A 15,988-nucleotide genomic window follows, 5' to 3' on the forward strand; every position below is an offset into this window, starting at 1 on the left:
GCTGTGGTTTGTCGTCTATTTATCGACGGCGTGCGTGGACACCACAGAGGGAAGCCGGGATGCCACGCGGCAGTGGACCACGATGCTGTGTTCCACGCCGTCATCGCGCAGCAGCAGGGTGTTGTCACCCAGCGATTCGCCGTCGAGGATCATGGCGGTCACGGGCCCCTCACCCTGGCGTACATCAAAGTGGTAACGCGTGGCGCCATAGCAGTACTGCAGCTTGAAACCAGGCCAGTCGCCGGGAATGAGCGGCTCAATGCGCAGCGAGTCGCCGTTGCGCTGAACCCCCAGCAATGACTCCACGATCAAACGGTACATCCAGCCTGCCGAGCCGGTGTACCAGGTCCAGCCGCCACGCCCGGCATGGGGTTCGGTGCCGTAGACATCGGCGGCCATGACATAGGGCTCGACCTTGTAGGTATCCACACGCGGGATGTTCGCCGGATGGGCGGGGTTGATCAGGTTCAGCACCTCCCACGCTTTGGCCGCGTTACCCAGTTGCGCGAAGGCCATCCCCGCCCAGACCGCGGCATGGGTGTATTGACCGCCGTTTTCCCGCACGCCCGGCACGTAACCCTTGATATAACCGGGGTCCAGCGCGCCCTTGTCGAATGGCGGATCGAGCAGCAGGACCGCGCGAATATCAGGCTTGAGCAAGTGCTCATCCAGAGCATGCATGGCCTGGCGTTGCCGGCTGGACGAGCCCACGCCCGACAACACCGACCAGCTTTGCGCGATGGAGTCGATGCGGCACTCGACGTTGCCCGCCGAGCCCAGCACCTGACCATCGTCGAACCAGGCGCGGCGATACCAGGCGCCGTCCCATGCATGCTGCTCCAGGTTGCCGCGCAACTGCAAAGCGTGGTCGCTGCATTGCTGCGCGAATGCGGCATCGCCGTGCAGACGCGCGGTCAGGGCGAATTGCTCCAGTACCTGATAGCTGAAAAAGCCCAGCCAGACGCTTTCGCCGATGCCATGCTGGCCCACGCGATTCATGCCGTCGTTCCAGTCACCGCAGCCCATCAGCGGCAGCCCGTGCTGACCCCGGCGCAGGCTGTGCTCGATGGCTCGCACGCAGTGCCGGTACAGCGATTCGCGGGTGGGCGAGATGCCCGGCAGGTCGTAATAGGATTCCTCTCCCGCGCCCAGCGCGCGTCCCTCCAGATAGCCCGCGGATTCTTCCAGCACGCTGAGGTCGGCGGTCAATTCGATGTAACGACTGGTGGCCGCCACTAACCACAGGAAGTCGTCGGAGCACGCCGTGCGCACGCCCCGGTTCATCGGCGGGTGCCACCAATGCTGCACGTCACCCTCCAGGTATTGATGACTGGCACACAGCAGCAGGTGCGCGCGCACCGCAGCGGGGTCGGCATGGATCATCGCCATGCTGTCCTGCAACTGGTCGCGAAAGCCGATCGCGCCGCCTGACTGGTAATAGCCGCTGCGGGCCTGGAACCGACAGGCAATGACCTGATACATCAGCCAGCCGTTGACCATCACGTCAACTGCAGGCGACGGGGTTTCGACACGAATCACGCCTAGCAGCGACTGCCAATGATCACGCACCTTTTGCAACTCCGCTGCCGCCACCTGGCTGCCCCTGAATTGCTGCACCAGCCCGGTGGCGGCGCGGCTTGAAGTTTGCGCACCCAGACGCAAAATCACTTCTCGGGTTTGACCCTCTTCAAGCTCGACCGCGACTTGCAGCGCAGCACAAGGATCAAGGCCACCGCCCATACGCCCGGACAACCCGGCGTGACGCATCGCCGCTGGTGCTGCCAGGGTGCCGCCGCGACCGAGAAACTCGGTGCGGTCGCCGGTAACGCCGTGATCGAGGGTGTCGGTATCGAAAAACGCGACCCGGTCGGTGAACTCGATCGAATAGGCATTGCGAGCGAAGAAGGCACCGCTGACCGGGTCCGACTGCGTCACCACGTGCATCGCCGACTTGCTGCGCAGATCCCCCAGCACCCATTCCACGTAGCCGGTGACGCTCAGCGAGCGGCTGCGCCCGGAGCGGTTGGTCAACAACAGCCGCGAGAACTTGATCGGCGCATCCAGTGCCACGTAGACCCATAACTCGCTGTAAATCCCGTCTTCTTCGTGTTCGAACACGCTATAGCCAAACCCGTGGCGCGTGCGGTAAGGGCCGCTGCCAGGGCAAGGTTGTGGCGTCGGCGACCAAAAATGCCCGGTCTCTTCATCGCGCAGGTAAATCGCCTCGCTGCCGCGGTCGGTGACCGGGTCGTTGTGCCAGGGTGTCAGGCGATATTCGTGAGCGTTTTCGGCCCAGGTATACGCACTGCCCGCCTGCGAGAGCACGGTACCCAAGTGCGCATTGGCCAGCACGTTGACCCACGGCGCGGGCGTCGGTTGCGACGCCAGGCCAGTGATCACGTATTCGCTGCCATCTTCACTGAAACCGCCGTAGGCGTTGTTCAGCAGCAGCGCGGTAGAGGGTGGGCGGGCAGGGCGCGGGTCTGGCCGGCGCAGTTCAGGGAAAGAGGCTCGGCTCGCCACGAAAGGCGCATGCACCGGCGACCGACGACGGCGATGAAGCTGTTCGCTGAGCGTGCCCAGCTCGTCGTTGAAAACCAACCTGGCCACCGACAGCACCAGGGTGCGGTCTTCGCCGGACATCTGTTGGGTCTGGCGCACGAATACGCCGCCCGGACGATCGATCAGGGTCGCTTCACTGCCTGAGGCGATCAGGCCCATGAGCGCATCCTGCAGTTGCTGACGATACCCGGCCTGATCCTCGTTCCAGATCAACAGATCCACCACCAAGCCTTTTTGACGCCAGTAGGCATGGGCCTGCACCAGTTGGTGGACCAGGTCGATGTTGTCCAGGCTATGGATTTGCAACAGCACGATGGGCAGATCACCGGAAATGGCTTGGCCCCAGAGCCCCGACTGATTGCGCCGGTTGGCGATCAGTACGGCGCTGTCCGCGCGCATTGATGCGTTGGCGTACAGCAGCGAAGCGGCCATCTGCTCGAACAACCGGGCATCGGAAAGCGAAGCGTTGAGCTGGCGCAGCAGCACCTGGCTATGGGTCCACGACAGGTCGAACACACGGTCGGCCAGATGACGGTCCCGGTATTTGTTGATCAGGAACAGGCAGCCGTCGCGGTTGTCGGCAATCCCGGTGACCAGATCGATGGTGCCCTGCTGACCGGGCTGCAAGGTCACCCTGCAGCGAATCGCGACGATAGGATCGAGCACCGGTCCTGCCGTCCCGGACAGGCGCGCGCAGTCAGGGTCCAGCACTGCAGGTGCTACCAGGCTGCGATCGCGACCGATGAACCGGGCGCGATCGGTTTCATAGGAAATCGCGTCGATGTCCACGCCATGGGCAGCCAGCAGGTGACACATCCATGGCGTGGACTCGTCGCTGGCCCGCGGCCGGCGGCTGCACACGATGGCTTGCAACTGCGGCAGCAGCTCGGTCTGCACGAACAGTTTGCTGAACGCGGGGTGCATCGCATCATTGCTTGGCGATGTCAGCACCACTTCGGCATAGGTGGTGATTTCCAGGGTCTTGGCCACCGCTGCACGGTTGGTGATGTGCAGACGGCGCATCTCGATGTCGTCCTCCGGCGAGACGACGATTTCCAGGTGGCTGTCGAAGTCCAGATTGCGTGCCCGAAACTCCGCTCGCGAGTCGCTGAAGATTGCCTCGTGACTCTCAGGCCATTGCATCGTCGGCTGATGCGCGGCCGACCAGAACTTGCCGCTCTCGACGTCGCGCAGATAGCAAAACATGCCCCAGTTATCCTGCGACACGTCTTCATGCCATCGGGTAAGTGCCACATCATTGCGCCGGCTATACCCGCCGCCGGCGCTGGTGAGCATGACGTGATAGCGCCCATTGGAAAGCAGTTGCACCGCAGGACGTTTGCGTCCGGGTTCGACAAATACCCGCAATCCGCTGTCCTGGCCCTGACCGCTGTCGTCGGTGATCGGTGACTGCGCGACCTGCAGATACGGCGCGGCGGCGTTGGGGACGCGCTCCTGCAACAGCAGCAGTGTCGCTTGCAGCGCAGGGTCTGCCTCGAAACGCCGTTGCATGGGCTGGTCGAGCAGCACGCTGGTCAGAGACAGCAAACTCATGCCCTGGTGGTGGGCCATGAACGACTGAACCACGGCAAAACGCTGGCCGCGAGGCACGCGGGCTTCGGTGTAGTCCACTGCTTCGTACAGCCCGAAGCGCCCGGCAGAGCCTTGCAAGGCCAGGCGCTGCAGGTTTTTGCAGGCCGCATCCGCATCGACCATCAGCGCCAGGGCACTGGCGTAGGGCGCGATCACGATGTCTTCGCTTAGCCCGCGCTTAAGCCCCAGGCCCTGAACACCAAAGGCGCGATATTGATAGTTGAAGTTCGCATCCAGGGTGTAGTAACCCGACTCCGAGACACCCCACGGGATGCCCAGCTTGGCGCCATGCTCGATCTGCACTGCCACCGCCGAGCGGCAGGTCTGGTCCAGCAGGCTGCCGTCGTAATTGGGCATTACCAGCATGGGCATCAGGTATTCGAACATCGAGCCGGACCATGACAGCAGCGTCGGTGTGCCGGCATTTTCGCCCAGCAGGCGGCCCAGGGTGAACCAGGCCCGTTGCGGGATCTGGCCTTGGGCGATGACCACGAAATTGGTCAGCCGCACCTCCGAAGCCAGCAGGTCGTAGTGGCCGGTGTCGAGCCGGCGCTCGTCGGCGTTATAGCCGATGACGAACAAATCGCGGGGGCTGTCGTAGAGCAGCGAAAAATCCATCTGCGCCAGCGACGTCGCCAGTGCGGCGAGGCGATCGAGGGTGGCCAGCCGTTCCGTGGCCACCGTGCGTACGCCCTGGACTGTCGATCGATGCTCAGCGGCCCAATGCGCCGGATCCAGTGACGCCAGCTGACGCAGCGTGCAAGGTAAAGGTTGGTGGTCGATCTGCGACGCGGGAAGTCGGTAGCGCTGCAACTCTTCGCTCCAGTCCAGGCATTGGAGGGTGAGTGCTTCGCGCCAATACAGACTGTCCTCATCACTGCCCAAGGGTACGCCGGCGAGCATGATCCGGGCGGCGTGCAAGAGTTCGCCGAGGGTGTCGATGTCAGCAGCGCGGGAGGCCTGTTCCAGGCGTTTACGGAGTTCGATGAGCGCGCGCTCATCGATCCCCACGGCCTGTTGAGCTTCCGCCAAGGTATCGAGGGTGTCTCCCAGGCCCTTGACCACGGTCGAGCCGAACAGGGGCGCGTCGGCCAATTGCAGCAGGCCGGTGCGCAGGGTCAACAGCAGACCGACCAGATTGCCACTATCGACTGTGGAGATGTAGTACGGGCGCAACGGTTCACGGGTCTGCGTGTCGTACCAGTTATAGAAGTGCTGCCGATGGCGCTCCAGACCGTTCATGCTGTCCAGCGAGGCAGCCAGCCGTGTCAGCAGCCGCTCGGTGCTCAGGTAACCGAAATCGTGAGCAGCCAGATGGGCCAGCAACGCCATGCCCATGTTGGTCGGGGAGGTGCGATGGGCAATCGCCGGTTTCGGCGCCTCTTGTACGTTGTCCGGGGGCAGCCAGTTGTCCTGGGGGCCGACGTATTGGTCGAAGAACGCCCAGGTCTTGCGGGTCAGCACGCGCAGGAAACGTAGCTCGTCGGTCGAGGGCGTGAACACCGATTGCCGAGGGGCAGCGCTGAGTCGCCATGCCAGCCAGGGGCCAGTCAGCCACGCCAGCAGCACCGGGCTTGCAATGCCCAGTGTCAGCGGGCTTGCAATGCCCAGCACCACGGCCGAAACGACAGCGGCGGCGGGTCCGATCCACATCTGCCGGTAAAGGCCGCGCAAACTGTTACCCAGTGTGCGCTCCACTTCGCGCGAGGGCTGCCATTGCAGCAGCAGGCGCCTGCTGAAACCAATGCGCCATAGCGAACGCAGGATCGCGTCGGCACTGTAATACATCTCGTAGGGCAGCCAGGCGATGGTCAGGCAGGCGCAGGCCAAATCATGCCCAAGATGCCCGGACACCGCACCAAAATGCGGACGATAAGGCACGTCAGTGGGTGCGTACAGGGCGTCCAGCAGTGCTCGGAGCGTGGGCTGGATGACCAGCAATCCGGCCACCGCTGCGGTCCAGCCCAGCGGCGCACTGCTGGCGAACCAACCCCAGGCGAACATCAGCAGCAGCGCCATCGGCTCCAGGCTGCGGCGCAGGTTGTCGAGGATCTTCCAGCGCGCCATGAGGCTGAGCCGATTGCGTACCCATCTGCCGTCGGCGTCGCGCGCGCGCGGCAGTGTCCAGGGCAGCAGTTGCCAGTCGCCGCGTATCCAGCGATGCCGGCGTTTGACGTCCACCGCGTAGCGCGATGGGTATTGCTCGTAGAGTTGCACGTCGCTGAGCAGCCCGGCGCGGGCGTAGCAGCCTTCGATCAGGTCGTGGCTGAGGATCTGGTTGTCCGGCAGGCAGCCCTCCAGCGCACGGGTGAACGCATCGACGTCATAAATGCCCTTGCCGATGAATGAGCCTTGCTGGAACAGGTCCTGATACACGTCCGAGACCGCGCGGGTATAGGGGTCAACGCCGGCATCGCTGCCAAACAGCCGGGCATAGACCGAGCGCGTGGCACTGGTCAGGCTGATGCCCACCCTGGGCTGCAGCACGGCATAGCCTGAGACGATCTGTTCGCTCACGTCGTCGAAGACCGGCCGATTCAAGGGGTGCATCATCGCCGCCACGCACAGGCGGGCGGCATCGCGTGGCAGCAGGGTGTCGGTGTCCAGCGTGATGACGTAACGCACGCTCTGCAAGGATGCTATATCACCGACAATTGCCTGGAAGCGCTCCTGACCTTCACCACGCAACAGGCTGTTGAGTTCCACCAGCTTGCCGCGCTTGCGTTCGTGGCCCATCCAGACCTGTTCGCCGGGGTTCCACAGGCGCGGGCGATGCAGCAGGAAGAAGCGGTCGCCTTGACCGTCGGCGTATTTCTCATTGAGCAGCGTGATGGCCTGGCGGCCCTTGGCAAGCAATTCGGCGTCCAGTGGCTCAGAGGCTTGGGCAGCATCCAGAAAGTCGCTGAGCAAGGCGAAATAAAGATTGCTGTCGCGGTTGGCCAGGAAGCGCACTTCCAGGCCTTCGACCAGTTCATCGACGTCCGCCAGCGTGGCGATCAGCGTCGGTACGACCACCAGCGTGCGCGCACTGTCGGGAATGCCAGTGGCGTAATCCATTTTCGGCAGCACGGCCGGCGGCATGCTGAAGGTCACCAGCCAGTTGATCAGGCCGATCGCCAGGCGGCTGGTCATGATCAGGCAAGGAATCGCCAGCAGGATCAGCGCGCCAGTGGGTGCGCCATCGCTCGACGCCGAGGCCAGCAGCGGCCAAGCGAACAGCAGCGTGAGCAGCGCCACCGGCGCCAGGTAGAACATCATGGGTGAGAGCAGTACCAGGCGCTTCCAGCGCTCGTGGATCGGCACCCGGGCAGCGAGTTGTCGCTCCAGCGTCGCAAGCCCCGCGCTGATCAGGTAGTAGCCGACATGGTGCGCGAGCCGGTCGCCGGGCGCTGAGGCACGGCGCGCGCATGCCAGATCGACGGCCGCGCGGGCGACCTGGATTTCCGACTGGCCGCGGCTGCGCCGGGCCAACCGCTCGATGACATGCCGATAGCTGTCGCGGGTGCTGAAATCCATCGCTCGATAAATCTGTGCAGGGTCTTGGGCGAGGGCCTGTTCGACATGGCTCATGCGCTCGACGAATTCGCGCCAGTCGGTGGCCGACAACACGCGCAGGCTGCCGATGCTGTTGCCGATGGACACTTGGTCGGCCGCCTGTTGCTGGGCATCGAGTTGCACCTGACGCTCGATGCTCGAACCGGTTTCACTGAGCACCTGCTCGATCCAGTTCAACGGCATGGCCAGCCCCGCGCTTTGCCCTTGCAGGCGCCGGGTGAACTCGGCAACGAACGCTGCGCTGATCGGCGGCTCCGAGCGGGCCATGTCGGCCACAGTGAGCACCACGCTTTTGCTGTCCTGCTCGGACGTTTCGATCAGGCGCTCGGCCCAGTCATCGGCCAGGTTGCGGTCGTTCGCATTGGCGATCACCCGCGAGGCGACCCGGCGCAGGTTTTCGATCAGGGCCAGGCGCAACATGATCGGAATTGCCCACAACTCACCCAGGGCCAGGGGCATTACCGTTTGATACGACTGGATGAAACGGCTCAGGCTTTGCTCGTCGACGCGGCCATCGCCGTGGGAGATAGTCTCCAGGGCAATGTCGTACACCCGAGGCAACCCGGCGGAAGGGCCGTTGGACAGGCGCGGTAGTTCACGACTGTAGCCTCTTGGCAGGTGGCTGCGGGCGGTGCGGATGTGGTCCTCGACCAGGAAATAGTTATCCAGCAACCATTCCGCTGCAGGAGTCACTCGCCGGGTGGATTTCTGCGCCTTGGCCAGTGCTGTGCAACTGCGCAACAGCAATTGTTCGTTGTCGTCGAGCCTGCGCAGCATCGAGTCACGGGCCGACAAGGGGCTGAGCCGATGCAGGCCGGCCAGCGCAATCCCGTGGCTGGCCATCTGATCGGCATTGAACAGCTCCGCGCGCAGGATGGGCTCGTATTCGAATCGGGAAGAGGCGGGTTGATCGCTGCGGCCAACGTCGAGCGTCCGTGCGGCGGCTTTTTTCAGGCGTGTCCAAATGCTGGTCATAGAATCTCAGGTCTGAATGCGCAATCCAGATCGCGCATTTGAGAAGTGCACAACGCATCGCGCCAGCACCGAGCAGCGCCGTCAGGACGTAGCTTTGCAGCCGTGAGTGTGGTGGTGGGTCGGGAATACTGTCTGTGCGGTGGCGCACATAGCCACTTGCCCCATGCCCCTGTGAAAGGGGCATGGCGTGGATGAATGATCAGCGCGTCATCAGCGCAACATCAGTGATTGATGGGCGGCGCCGCCAGTACGCGCGCCGTCGCCGACGGCTGTCGCCACATTGCCCGCGGCGACGGCGGCGTCGCCACAGGCAAACACGCCCGGCACGCTGGTTTCGCGCATGGCGTCGACTTTGATGAACGCACCCATCGGGCCGTCTTCGAACTCACAGCCCAGCTGTGCTGCCAGCGGTGAGGCCATGTGAGTGCGTGGCTGGGTGAACAGCCCGGCGAATTCAAGTGTGCGACCGCTGGCAAGCGTCACCTGCGCATGCTCGCCCAGCGCCGTTACCCGCTCAGATTCCACGACCACGCCGCGGTGAATCAGCCTTCCCACTTGCTCGGCATCCGGCTCGAACGCCTGGTTGAGCAGAAGCGTGGTCGGCCCCCAGTCCGGCAGCATCAAGGCATGGTGCAACGCAAGCGGACCGCTTGCCAGAACGCCGATCGCGCCGCCGTTCAACTCGTAGCCGTGACAATACGGGCAGTGGAAGACTGACGTGCCCCAACGCTCGGCCAGGCCGGGGATGTCGGGGAGCTCGTCGACGACGCCCGTGGCGAGGATCAGCCGTGACCCCGCGAACGACTGGCCGTCGGCGAGCGTCACCACGAACGTCTCACCTTGCCGTAAAGCAGTTGCCGCCAGTGCGCACAGCCAGTCGACGTTCGGGTAAGCCTGCAGTTGTTCACTCGCCTGCTGGGCGATCAGCGCCGGGTCACTGCCGTCATGACCCACAAACCCGTGCGCCTGATGGGCAAAGCGATTGCGCCGCAGGCCGGCGTCGATGACCAGCACCTTGCGGCGCGCCCGCGCCACCTGCAAACCTGCGGAAATACCGGCGTAACTGCCGCCGATGATGATCACGTCATACGTCATGGATCTGACCTCCTGAGGGTTAAGCGCTGGATGAAAATCTCGACACACCGTAAGTTACAAGAAATGATGCTGTCAACGCTCTCGTAACTAATGATGTATCGAGCGATACTTGGCACACCTAAAGTCTGGAATCCGGGATCGATGAGAACCGACACCCGCCTGTCGCGCATGCTGCATGTGCTCATCCACATGGCGCGCCACGAACTGCCCGCCACGTCCGACACCCTCGCGCAGATGCTCGGGACCAACCCGGTCGTGGTACGGCGAACCATGGCGCTGCTCAAGGAGCAGGGCTATGTGCGTTCGGAGAAGGGCCACCGCGGCGGCTGGACGCTGGCCCGGCCGCTGGCCGATATCACGCTGCTGGATATTCACCAGGCGCTCGGTTCGTCCTCGTTGTTTGCCATCGGCCTGTCCACCGACCATCCCGAATGCCTGGTCGAGCAAGCGGTGAACGCTGCCCTGACAGATGCCTTCGACGCCGCCCAGGCGTTGCTGATAGCGCGCTTGGGCAGCGTGACGCTTGAGCAATTGGCCGATGATTTCGAAGCGCGTTATCAGGGCCGATAAACAGGCATCCAAGACGCCCTTGCAGAGCACGCAAAAATCGGCGGGGGCTTCAGTGGGTCTTCCTGCGACGCGCCTCGCCCCAGGTTCGTTGACCCGACAGCGGCAGGCTTTGGGCAATGCCGAACCCGATTTCGAACACCGTGAACCCTAGCAGTAGAAAGCTGGCGCCATGCGCGACCGCGTACAGCTGCCAGGTCGCAAAGAGCATTCGAGCCAGGGCGTCGTAGAGCCCGACGCTGCGACCCGGATGCCTGAGACGCCAGAGTGACCAGACCACCACCACACTGCCGAGCAGATTCGCCAGCAGCATCGTGGTTGCGTCCAGGATGGGTACCGGGCGACTTAGCGCCAGCTCGTCGGACAACGCGGCGAAGCCTTTGAATACCATTGATGCGGTCCACGGCGTCATGAAGCCCGCCGTCACGATCAAGTCGTACCAGGCGCTCGCCCGGACGATATGTAGATTGCGCTTTACGCTGAGCATAATCATCCCTCACAGTTTGGACCCGCAGGCTAAAGCCTGGTCCTGGGTCCAGAGTCAATACGGGCAACGATGAGCATGAGAATCGGCGAAGTGGCAGCACGCACCGGGGTGTCGGTCGACGCGCTGCGGTTCTATGAAGAGAAACACCTGATCAAGCCCCGGCGCACGGCGAATGGCTACCGGGTCTATGCCGAGCAAACAGTGCAGTTGGTGGGGTACATCAAGATGGCGCAGCAGTTGGGGTTTTCACTGGCGCAGATCGGCGAGAACCTGCCGCTGTTGTGGAACAGCGAGGATGTCTCGAAAGACGTGCTGAGCCGGCTGTTTGCGGAAAAAATCGCCGCGCTGGACGAACGCATTGCGCAGATGAACGCACTGCGCAATGTGCTGGCCGAACGGGCCGGGCAGGTGTGTCCACTGCTGCGCGACGGCTGACTGTCCGGGGCGCTTGTCGAATGGATCAACGGCCACGGTGGGCCGCCTACGGGAGTTGACCTGTGCGCTGCCGTCACCGGATACGACAGCAGCGACAGGGGTGTGCAAGCACCTGAAGGTCCAGGTGGCTTGCGGCCTTGCATCAGAGCTTGGGCAGTTGCCCGATGCGTCCCATCATCTCGGTCACGATTTGCAAGTCCAGCAGAAACTGCCCGGTGGTCTTGAACTCGCTGTCGGTGTGGCCGGTGTATTTAAGGTCAGGACGTGCCAGGCCGAACTGCACGCCATTGGGCAACTCATGGACCGAGGTGGCCCCGGCCGAGGTGCCGAACGTGTGCTCCATGTTCAGGTTCTCGCTGGCAACGGCCAGCAGGGCCTTGACCCATTCACCCTCCGGATTGCGATACATCGGCTCGGCGATCGAGTAGTCCAAGGCAGGCGCGATGTGGGTTTTCTGGCTCCAGGCATCAAGCTTGCCAGCGATCTCGGACTTCAGGACGTCCACAGACTTGCCTTTTGGCACCCGCAAATTCACTGCGAGCTTGAAGGCTTTGTCGTCCAGCGCGACATAGGTCAGTGACGCCGTCAACGGCCCCATGAACGGATCGGAGAAACCGACGCCCAGTTTGCTGCCCAGATAATCCAGGCCCCAGTTGTCTGCGGCGTAGCGAGCGGCGTCGGTGATCTGGTTATGCTTGAGCGCGACCTTGCCATCCAGGCTGTTGATGAAGTCCAGCATTCTTGCCACCGGATTAACCCCGGACTGCGGCTCGGATGAGTGCGCCGAAACGCCGGTAATCGTCAGATTGACGTCCTTGCCTTCAACCTTGGCGCTCACTTCGAAGTCGCCGCCGTTACGCTGGGCGTAGTCGGTGCCGGCTTTTTGAAGGCTGGCTGCAAGCGCCTCGGGTTGGTCGGTCAACAGGGTAGCGACCGATCGCGACGGGATCTGGTTGGTCGCCATGCCGCCGGTCATTGAAGCGACTTCAGCCCCTTCGCCCTCGGCAGTTCGGCGTGCAAAGGTCGCCATCACCGTACCGTAGCCCTTTTCGGCAATTACTACCGGGTAGCTGCCGTCCAGCGCCAGGTTGTACTCGGGCACCGGGTTGCGTTCGAAGTAATAGGGAATCGCATCGCCAGCGGTTTCTTCGGTGGTGTCGATCAGCAGTTTGAAATTGCGTGCCAGCGGCAACTGCTCTTCCTTGATGACTTTCATGGCGTACAGCGCCACCACGATGCCGTTCTTATCATCCTCGGTGCCACGACCGTACATGCGGTCGCCGATCAGCGTGACCTTGAACGGGTCCAGATGGGTGCCGTCCTTGAGCACCCAGTTTTCCGGTGTTACCGGCACCACATCGGCGTGGGCGTGGATTCCGACCACTTCCTTGCCCGCGCCTTCGAGGGAAATCTCGTAGACCCGGTTGTCGACGTTGCGAAAGTGCAGATTGAACGACTCGGCGAGGGTTTTGATCTTCTCGGCGATCCTGATGAACTCAGGGTTCTCGTGCTGAGGGACTCCGTCCTTGTGAAACGTGGGAATCTCCACCAGTTCACGCAGGGTTTCGGTTGCCGCGCTGCCGTACTTCAACCGCGCATACAAACCGAGCAGGCGATGAATTTCGTTTTGCTGCTCGGCACTCAGCGTCTTGTTATCGAGAAATGCGCTGATGGCCGGGCGAAGGTTATCGGTTTTTGAAACATCGCTGTTGGCGACACTGCCCAGAAACTGCCTGAAATCAATGAACGTCGCGTCGTTGAACGTTTTGAGAATGATATCGCTCTGTTGCGCGGTGACATTGGCGCTGGCAGGCGTGGCGAACGCCGACAGGCTCGCCAGCACTAACGTGGCCGCAGCCAGGTGCTTGAGGGGAAAATTCATTGCTTGGGGCATTCCTTTGCAGGCGGTTTATGAGAACGGTTTGTGCGCAATAGCTGATCGTTCGATCAGAGCGGTTGGCACGCTAACATCCTCGGTGAATAACGGGAAACCCCTGTGTCAAAATGTGTCGCGCCAAAAGGCGAAAGCGGCGCAGATGTGAAATAGGCTTGGCAGGCAGGTGCAACCCACAGGTGAGAGTCTATGGTGCTTGCAGGGTTTTCTTGCCCATGACATCCATGCACGTCGACCTGAAAGCCCGGGCAATGCGGGTTTCGGTCTGGGCGTTGAAGATCAATGAAAGGCCGATGTCCGGCCCCAGGTTCACATCCGCAAGCGTGAGGAAATGAACGCCATCTACGCTGCGGTGACCATGCAGCGAGGGCACCAGTGCCACCCCCAGGCCTGCGGCCACCAGGCTGATGGTGGCCTGAATCTGCGTGGTCTCCTGGACTACTCTGGGCAGGAAACCTGCCGCCTGACAGGCGCTGCTGACGGCGTAATGCAAGCCGGTGGCTTCCTCCCGTGAGTAGGAAACAAAGTCTGCGTCAGACAGCTCATTGAGGCCTATCCGCTTACGAGCGGCGAGCATATGGCTGGCCGGCACCACGGCAATCAGCCGGTCTGCCTCCAGCAGTTCGCTTGCGACCTGATAGCGGTCGATGATCGGCGAGCGCACCAGCCCGACATCGAGTAACCCGCGTTCGACCTCTTCGATGATGCGGTTGGAAGGGTAGTCCCGCAGCACCAGATCGATACCCGGATAGCGCTGGCGAAACACCGGAAGGATGCGCGGGATCAACGAAAGCGTGGCCGAACCCACACACCCGACGCTCAACAGCCCGCGCACTCCATCGACGGTTTCACGGGCATGGCGCTGGGCCTGCTCCAGGTGAAACAGCGCCTTGCGCACGTCCGCAAGGGCAGCAACCCCTGCTTCGGTCAGCCTGACCTGGCGCGTCGAGCGCTCGAACAGCGGGGTGCCGAAGCTTTCCTCAAGCTTGCGGATCGCCACGGACAAAGGCGGCTGGGAAATGTGCAACAACTCCGCTGCGCGGCGAAAGTTGAGGGTTTCGGCCAGCACGACAAACTGGCGCAGTTGACGGACGTCCATATTGATACCGAATCCCTATCAATCGAATGAAAAACAATATTAGAAAATGAAAGGGTGCCTCGCTAGTCTCGTCCTATCAATAAAAACAACAGGGGACGACCCATGCATGACGAGATTCCGCTGCTCGGCCAAGGCCTGTTCTGGCAGGAGCTGGAACAGGGCCAACGCTTTCGCACCTTTCGCCGTACGGTAACCGAAGCCGACCTGATCAACTTCATTGGCGTGACCGGGCAAACCGAAGTCATTTTCATAGACGCCGATTATCCCGGCGCCATCAAGGGCGGGCGGCCCGTGCCGTCAGCCCTGACCTACAGCCTGATCGAAGGCATTCTGATGCAGACCCTGCTGCAAAATGTTGGGCTGGCACTGCTTGAGCTGCAGCAGGTGATCAAGGCACCGGTCATGGTGGGCGACGCCGTGCAGGCGGTGGTTCAGATCAGCGATGTACGGCCTACCTCCAAATCCGGGCGCGCGGTGGTCACGCAACAGGTCACCGTCAGCAATCAGCACGCCGTGGTGGTGATGGAATACTCGGTCAAACGCTTGCTCGCCGGGCGTCCGGCCTAAGAGGTAGCCCATGCTTCAGGCTCTTGATTTCACCCCTGAACCGCTGGCTCATGAAGCGCTGCGTGAGCAGGTCCGCACGTTTTTGCTGGACCGTATGGGGGCTTATCCCACCGACGTTCGTGCCCGCAGCTGGCAGGGTTTCGACGCTGACTTCAGCCGGGCACTGGCGGCCAGGGGTTGGGTGGGGCTGACGCTGCCCAAGGCCTATGGCGGGGCCGAACTGGACGCCTTCGCCCGATTCGTCGTGGTCGAAGAATTGCTCTGTGCCGGCGCGCCGGTGGCTGCCCACTGGATTGCCGATCGCCAGAGCGGCCCGTTGATCCTGCGTTACGGCAGCGATGCGCAAAAAGCCTTCTATCTGCCCCGGATCTGCCAGGGAAAGGCGTTCTTCTGTATCGGCATGAGCGAGCCCGGTGCCGGCTCGGACCTGGCCAGTGTGCGCAGCCGCGCCCAGCCGGACGGTGAGGGCTGGCGGCTTAACGGGCAGAAGATCTGGACCACCTATGCCCAGCACAGCGACTACATGATCGCGCTGGTGCGTACCTCCGGCAGCCCGGAAGACCGCCACAGCGGTTTGTCACAGCTGATCATCGACCTGACCCTTCCGGGTATCGACATCCGGCCGATTCGCGACCTGACCGGCAGTTCGCATTTCGCCGAGGTCTTCTTCAACGACGTGCAACTGCCCGCCACCGCGCTGATCGGTGCGCAAGGGCAGGGTTGGGAGCAAGTGACCGCCGAGCTGGCCTTCGAGCGCAGCGGGCCGGAGCGCTTGTACTCCAGCCTGGTGCTGCTGGATGCGTGGCTGGCCTGGCTGCGCCAGCGCGGCAAGCGCGACGACGCGGTATTGCTGGGGCGTCTGGTCGCGGAGCTGACGACCCTTCGCGGGCTGTCGCTGGCAGTCACCGGACGTCTTGCCGCGGGTCACAGCCCGGTCATCGAAGCGGCTCTGGTCAAAGACCTGGGAACCAGCTTCGAGCAGTCGGTGCCGCTGCTGATTGCCGATGCCATCGGCGCGGATAGCGAGCCGCCGCCTGCGTTGCTCAGACGCACGCTCGACTATCTGTGCCAGGTGGCCCCGGCCTTTTCCCTGCGCGGTGGTACCCGGGAAATCCTGCGCGGGGTGATCGCGCGCGGTCTGGATCTACGTTAGGAGCCT

The 15,988-nt window shown here is 62.8% G+C and carries 9 protein-coding genes; 4 read left to right on the forward strand and 5 right to left on the reverse strand.

The genetic code is table 11. From position 1 onward, the window contains the following. Positions 1-15 precede the first annotated feature (15 nt). Together B3I26_RS09440 and B3I26_RS09445 are read right to left on the reverse strand one after the other, a co-directional pair. Positions 16-8,685 carry a GH36-type glycosyl hydrolase domain-containing protein gene (locus B3I26_RS09440; RefSeq protein WP_296257312.1) on the reverse strand — a complete coding sequence of 2,890 codons (8,670 nt, stop codon included), beginning with the start codon at positions 8,683-8,685 and terminating at the stop codon, positions 16-18. A gap of 210 nt (positions 8,686-8,895) precedes the next feature. Beyond that, positions 8,896-9,780, reverse strand: coding sequence for an NAD(P)/FAD-dependent oxidoreductase (locus tag B3I26_RS09445; RefSeq protein WP_296257314.1), 885 nt, complete (start codon positions 9,778-9,780; stop codon positions 8,896-8,898). A 141-nt stretch (positions 9,781-9,921) separates the two neighbouring features. On the opposite strand from B3I26_RS09445, the gene B3I26_RS09450 reads away from it, so the two are divergent. Further along, on the forward strand, positions 9,922-10,350 hold the full coding sequence (locus B3I26_RS09450; RefSeq protein ID WP_296257316.1) for an Rrf2 family transcriptional regulator: 429 nt from the start codon (positions 9,922-9,924) through the stop codon (positions 10,348-10,350). A 49-nt stretch (positions 10,351-10,399) separates the two neighbouring features. On the opposite strand, the gene B3I26_RS09455 is transcribed toward B3I26_RS09450, so the two are convergent. After that, positions 10,400-10,834, reverse strand: a complete 435-nt coding sequence (locus B3I26_RS09455; RefSeq protein ID WP_296257318.1) for a hypothetical protein — start codon at positions 10,832-10,834, stop codon at positions 10,400-10,402. 69 nt (positions 10,835-10,903) lie between these two features. Here B3I26_RS09455 and B3I26_RS09460 point away from each other — a divergent pair, with 69 nt between their 5' ends. Beyond that, positions 10,904-11,269 carry a MerR family transcriptional regulator gene (locus B3I26_RS09460; RefSeq protein ID WP_296257320.1) on the forward strand — a complete coding sequence of 122 codons (366 nt, stop codon included), beginning with the start codon at positions 10,904-10,906 and terminating at the stop codon, positions 11,267-11,269. A 142-nt stretch (positions 11,270-11,411) separates the two neighbouring features. On the opposite strand, the gene B3I26_RS09465 is transcribed toward B3I26_RS09460, so the two are convergent. Then, a complete protein-coding gene (locus B3I26_RS09465; RefSeq protein WP_296257321.1) occupies positions 11,412-13,151 on the reverse strand; it encodes a dipeptidase in 1,740 nt (579 codons plus the stop codon). A gap of 199 nt (positions 13,152-13,350) precedes the next feature. Next, a complete protein-coding gene (locus B3I26_RS09470) occupies positions 13,351-14,262 on the reverse strand; it encodes a LysR family transcriptional regulator (RefSeq protein WP_296257323.1) in 912 nt (303 codons plus the stop codon). A 102-nt stretch (positions 14,263-14,364) separates the two neighbouring features. On the opposite strand from B3I26_RS09470, the gene B3I26_RS09475 reads away from it, so the two are divergent. Further along, positions 14,365-14,829 carry a MaoC family dehydratase gene (locus B3I26_RS09475; RefSeq protein WP_296257325.1) on the forward strand — a complete coding sequence of 155 codons (465 nt, stop codon included), beginning with the start codon at positions 14,365-14,367 and terminating at the stop codon, positions 14,827-14,829. A gap of 10 nt (positions 14,830-14,839) precedes the next feature. Continuing rightward, a complete protein-coding gene (locus tag B3I26_RS09480) occupies positions 14,840-15,982 on the forward strand; it encodes an acyl-CoA dehydrogenase family protein (protein WP_296257327.1) in 1,143 nt (380 codons plus the stop codon). The last annotated feature ends 6 nt before the right edge of the window (positions 15,983-15,988 follow it).

It is taken from the genome of Pseudomonas sp. UBA5706, from assembly GCF_002419965.1.
In the GTDB taxonomy this organism is placed as follows: domain Bacteria; phylum Pseudomonadota; class Gammaproteobacteria; order Pseudomonadales; family Pseudomonadaceae; genus Aquipseudomonas.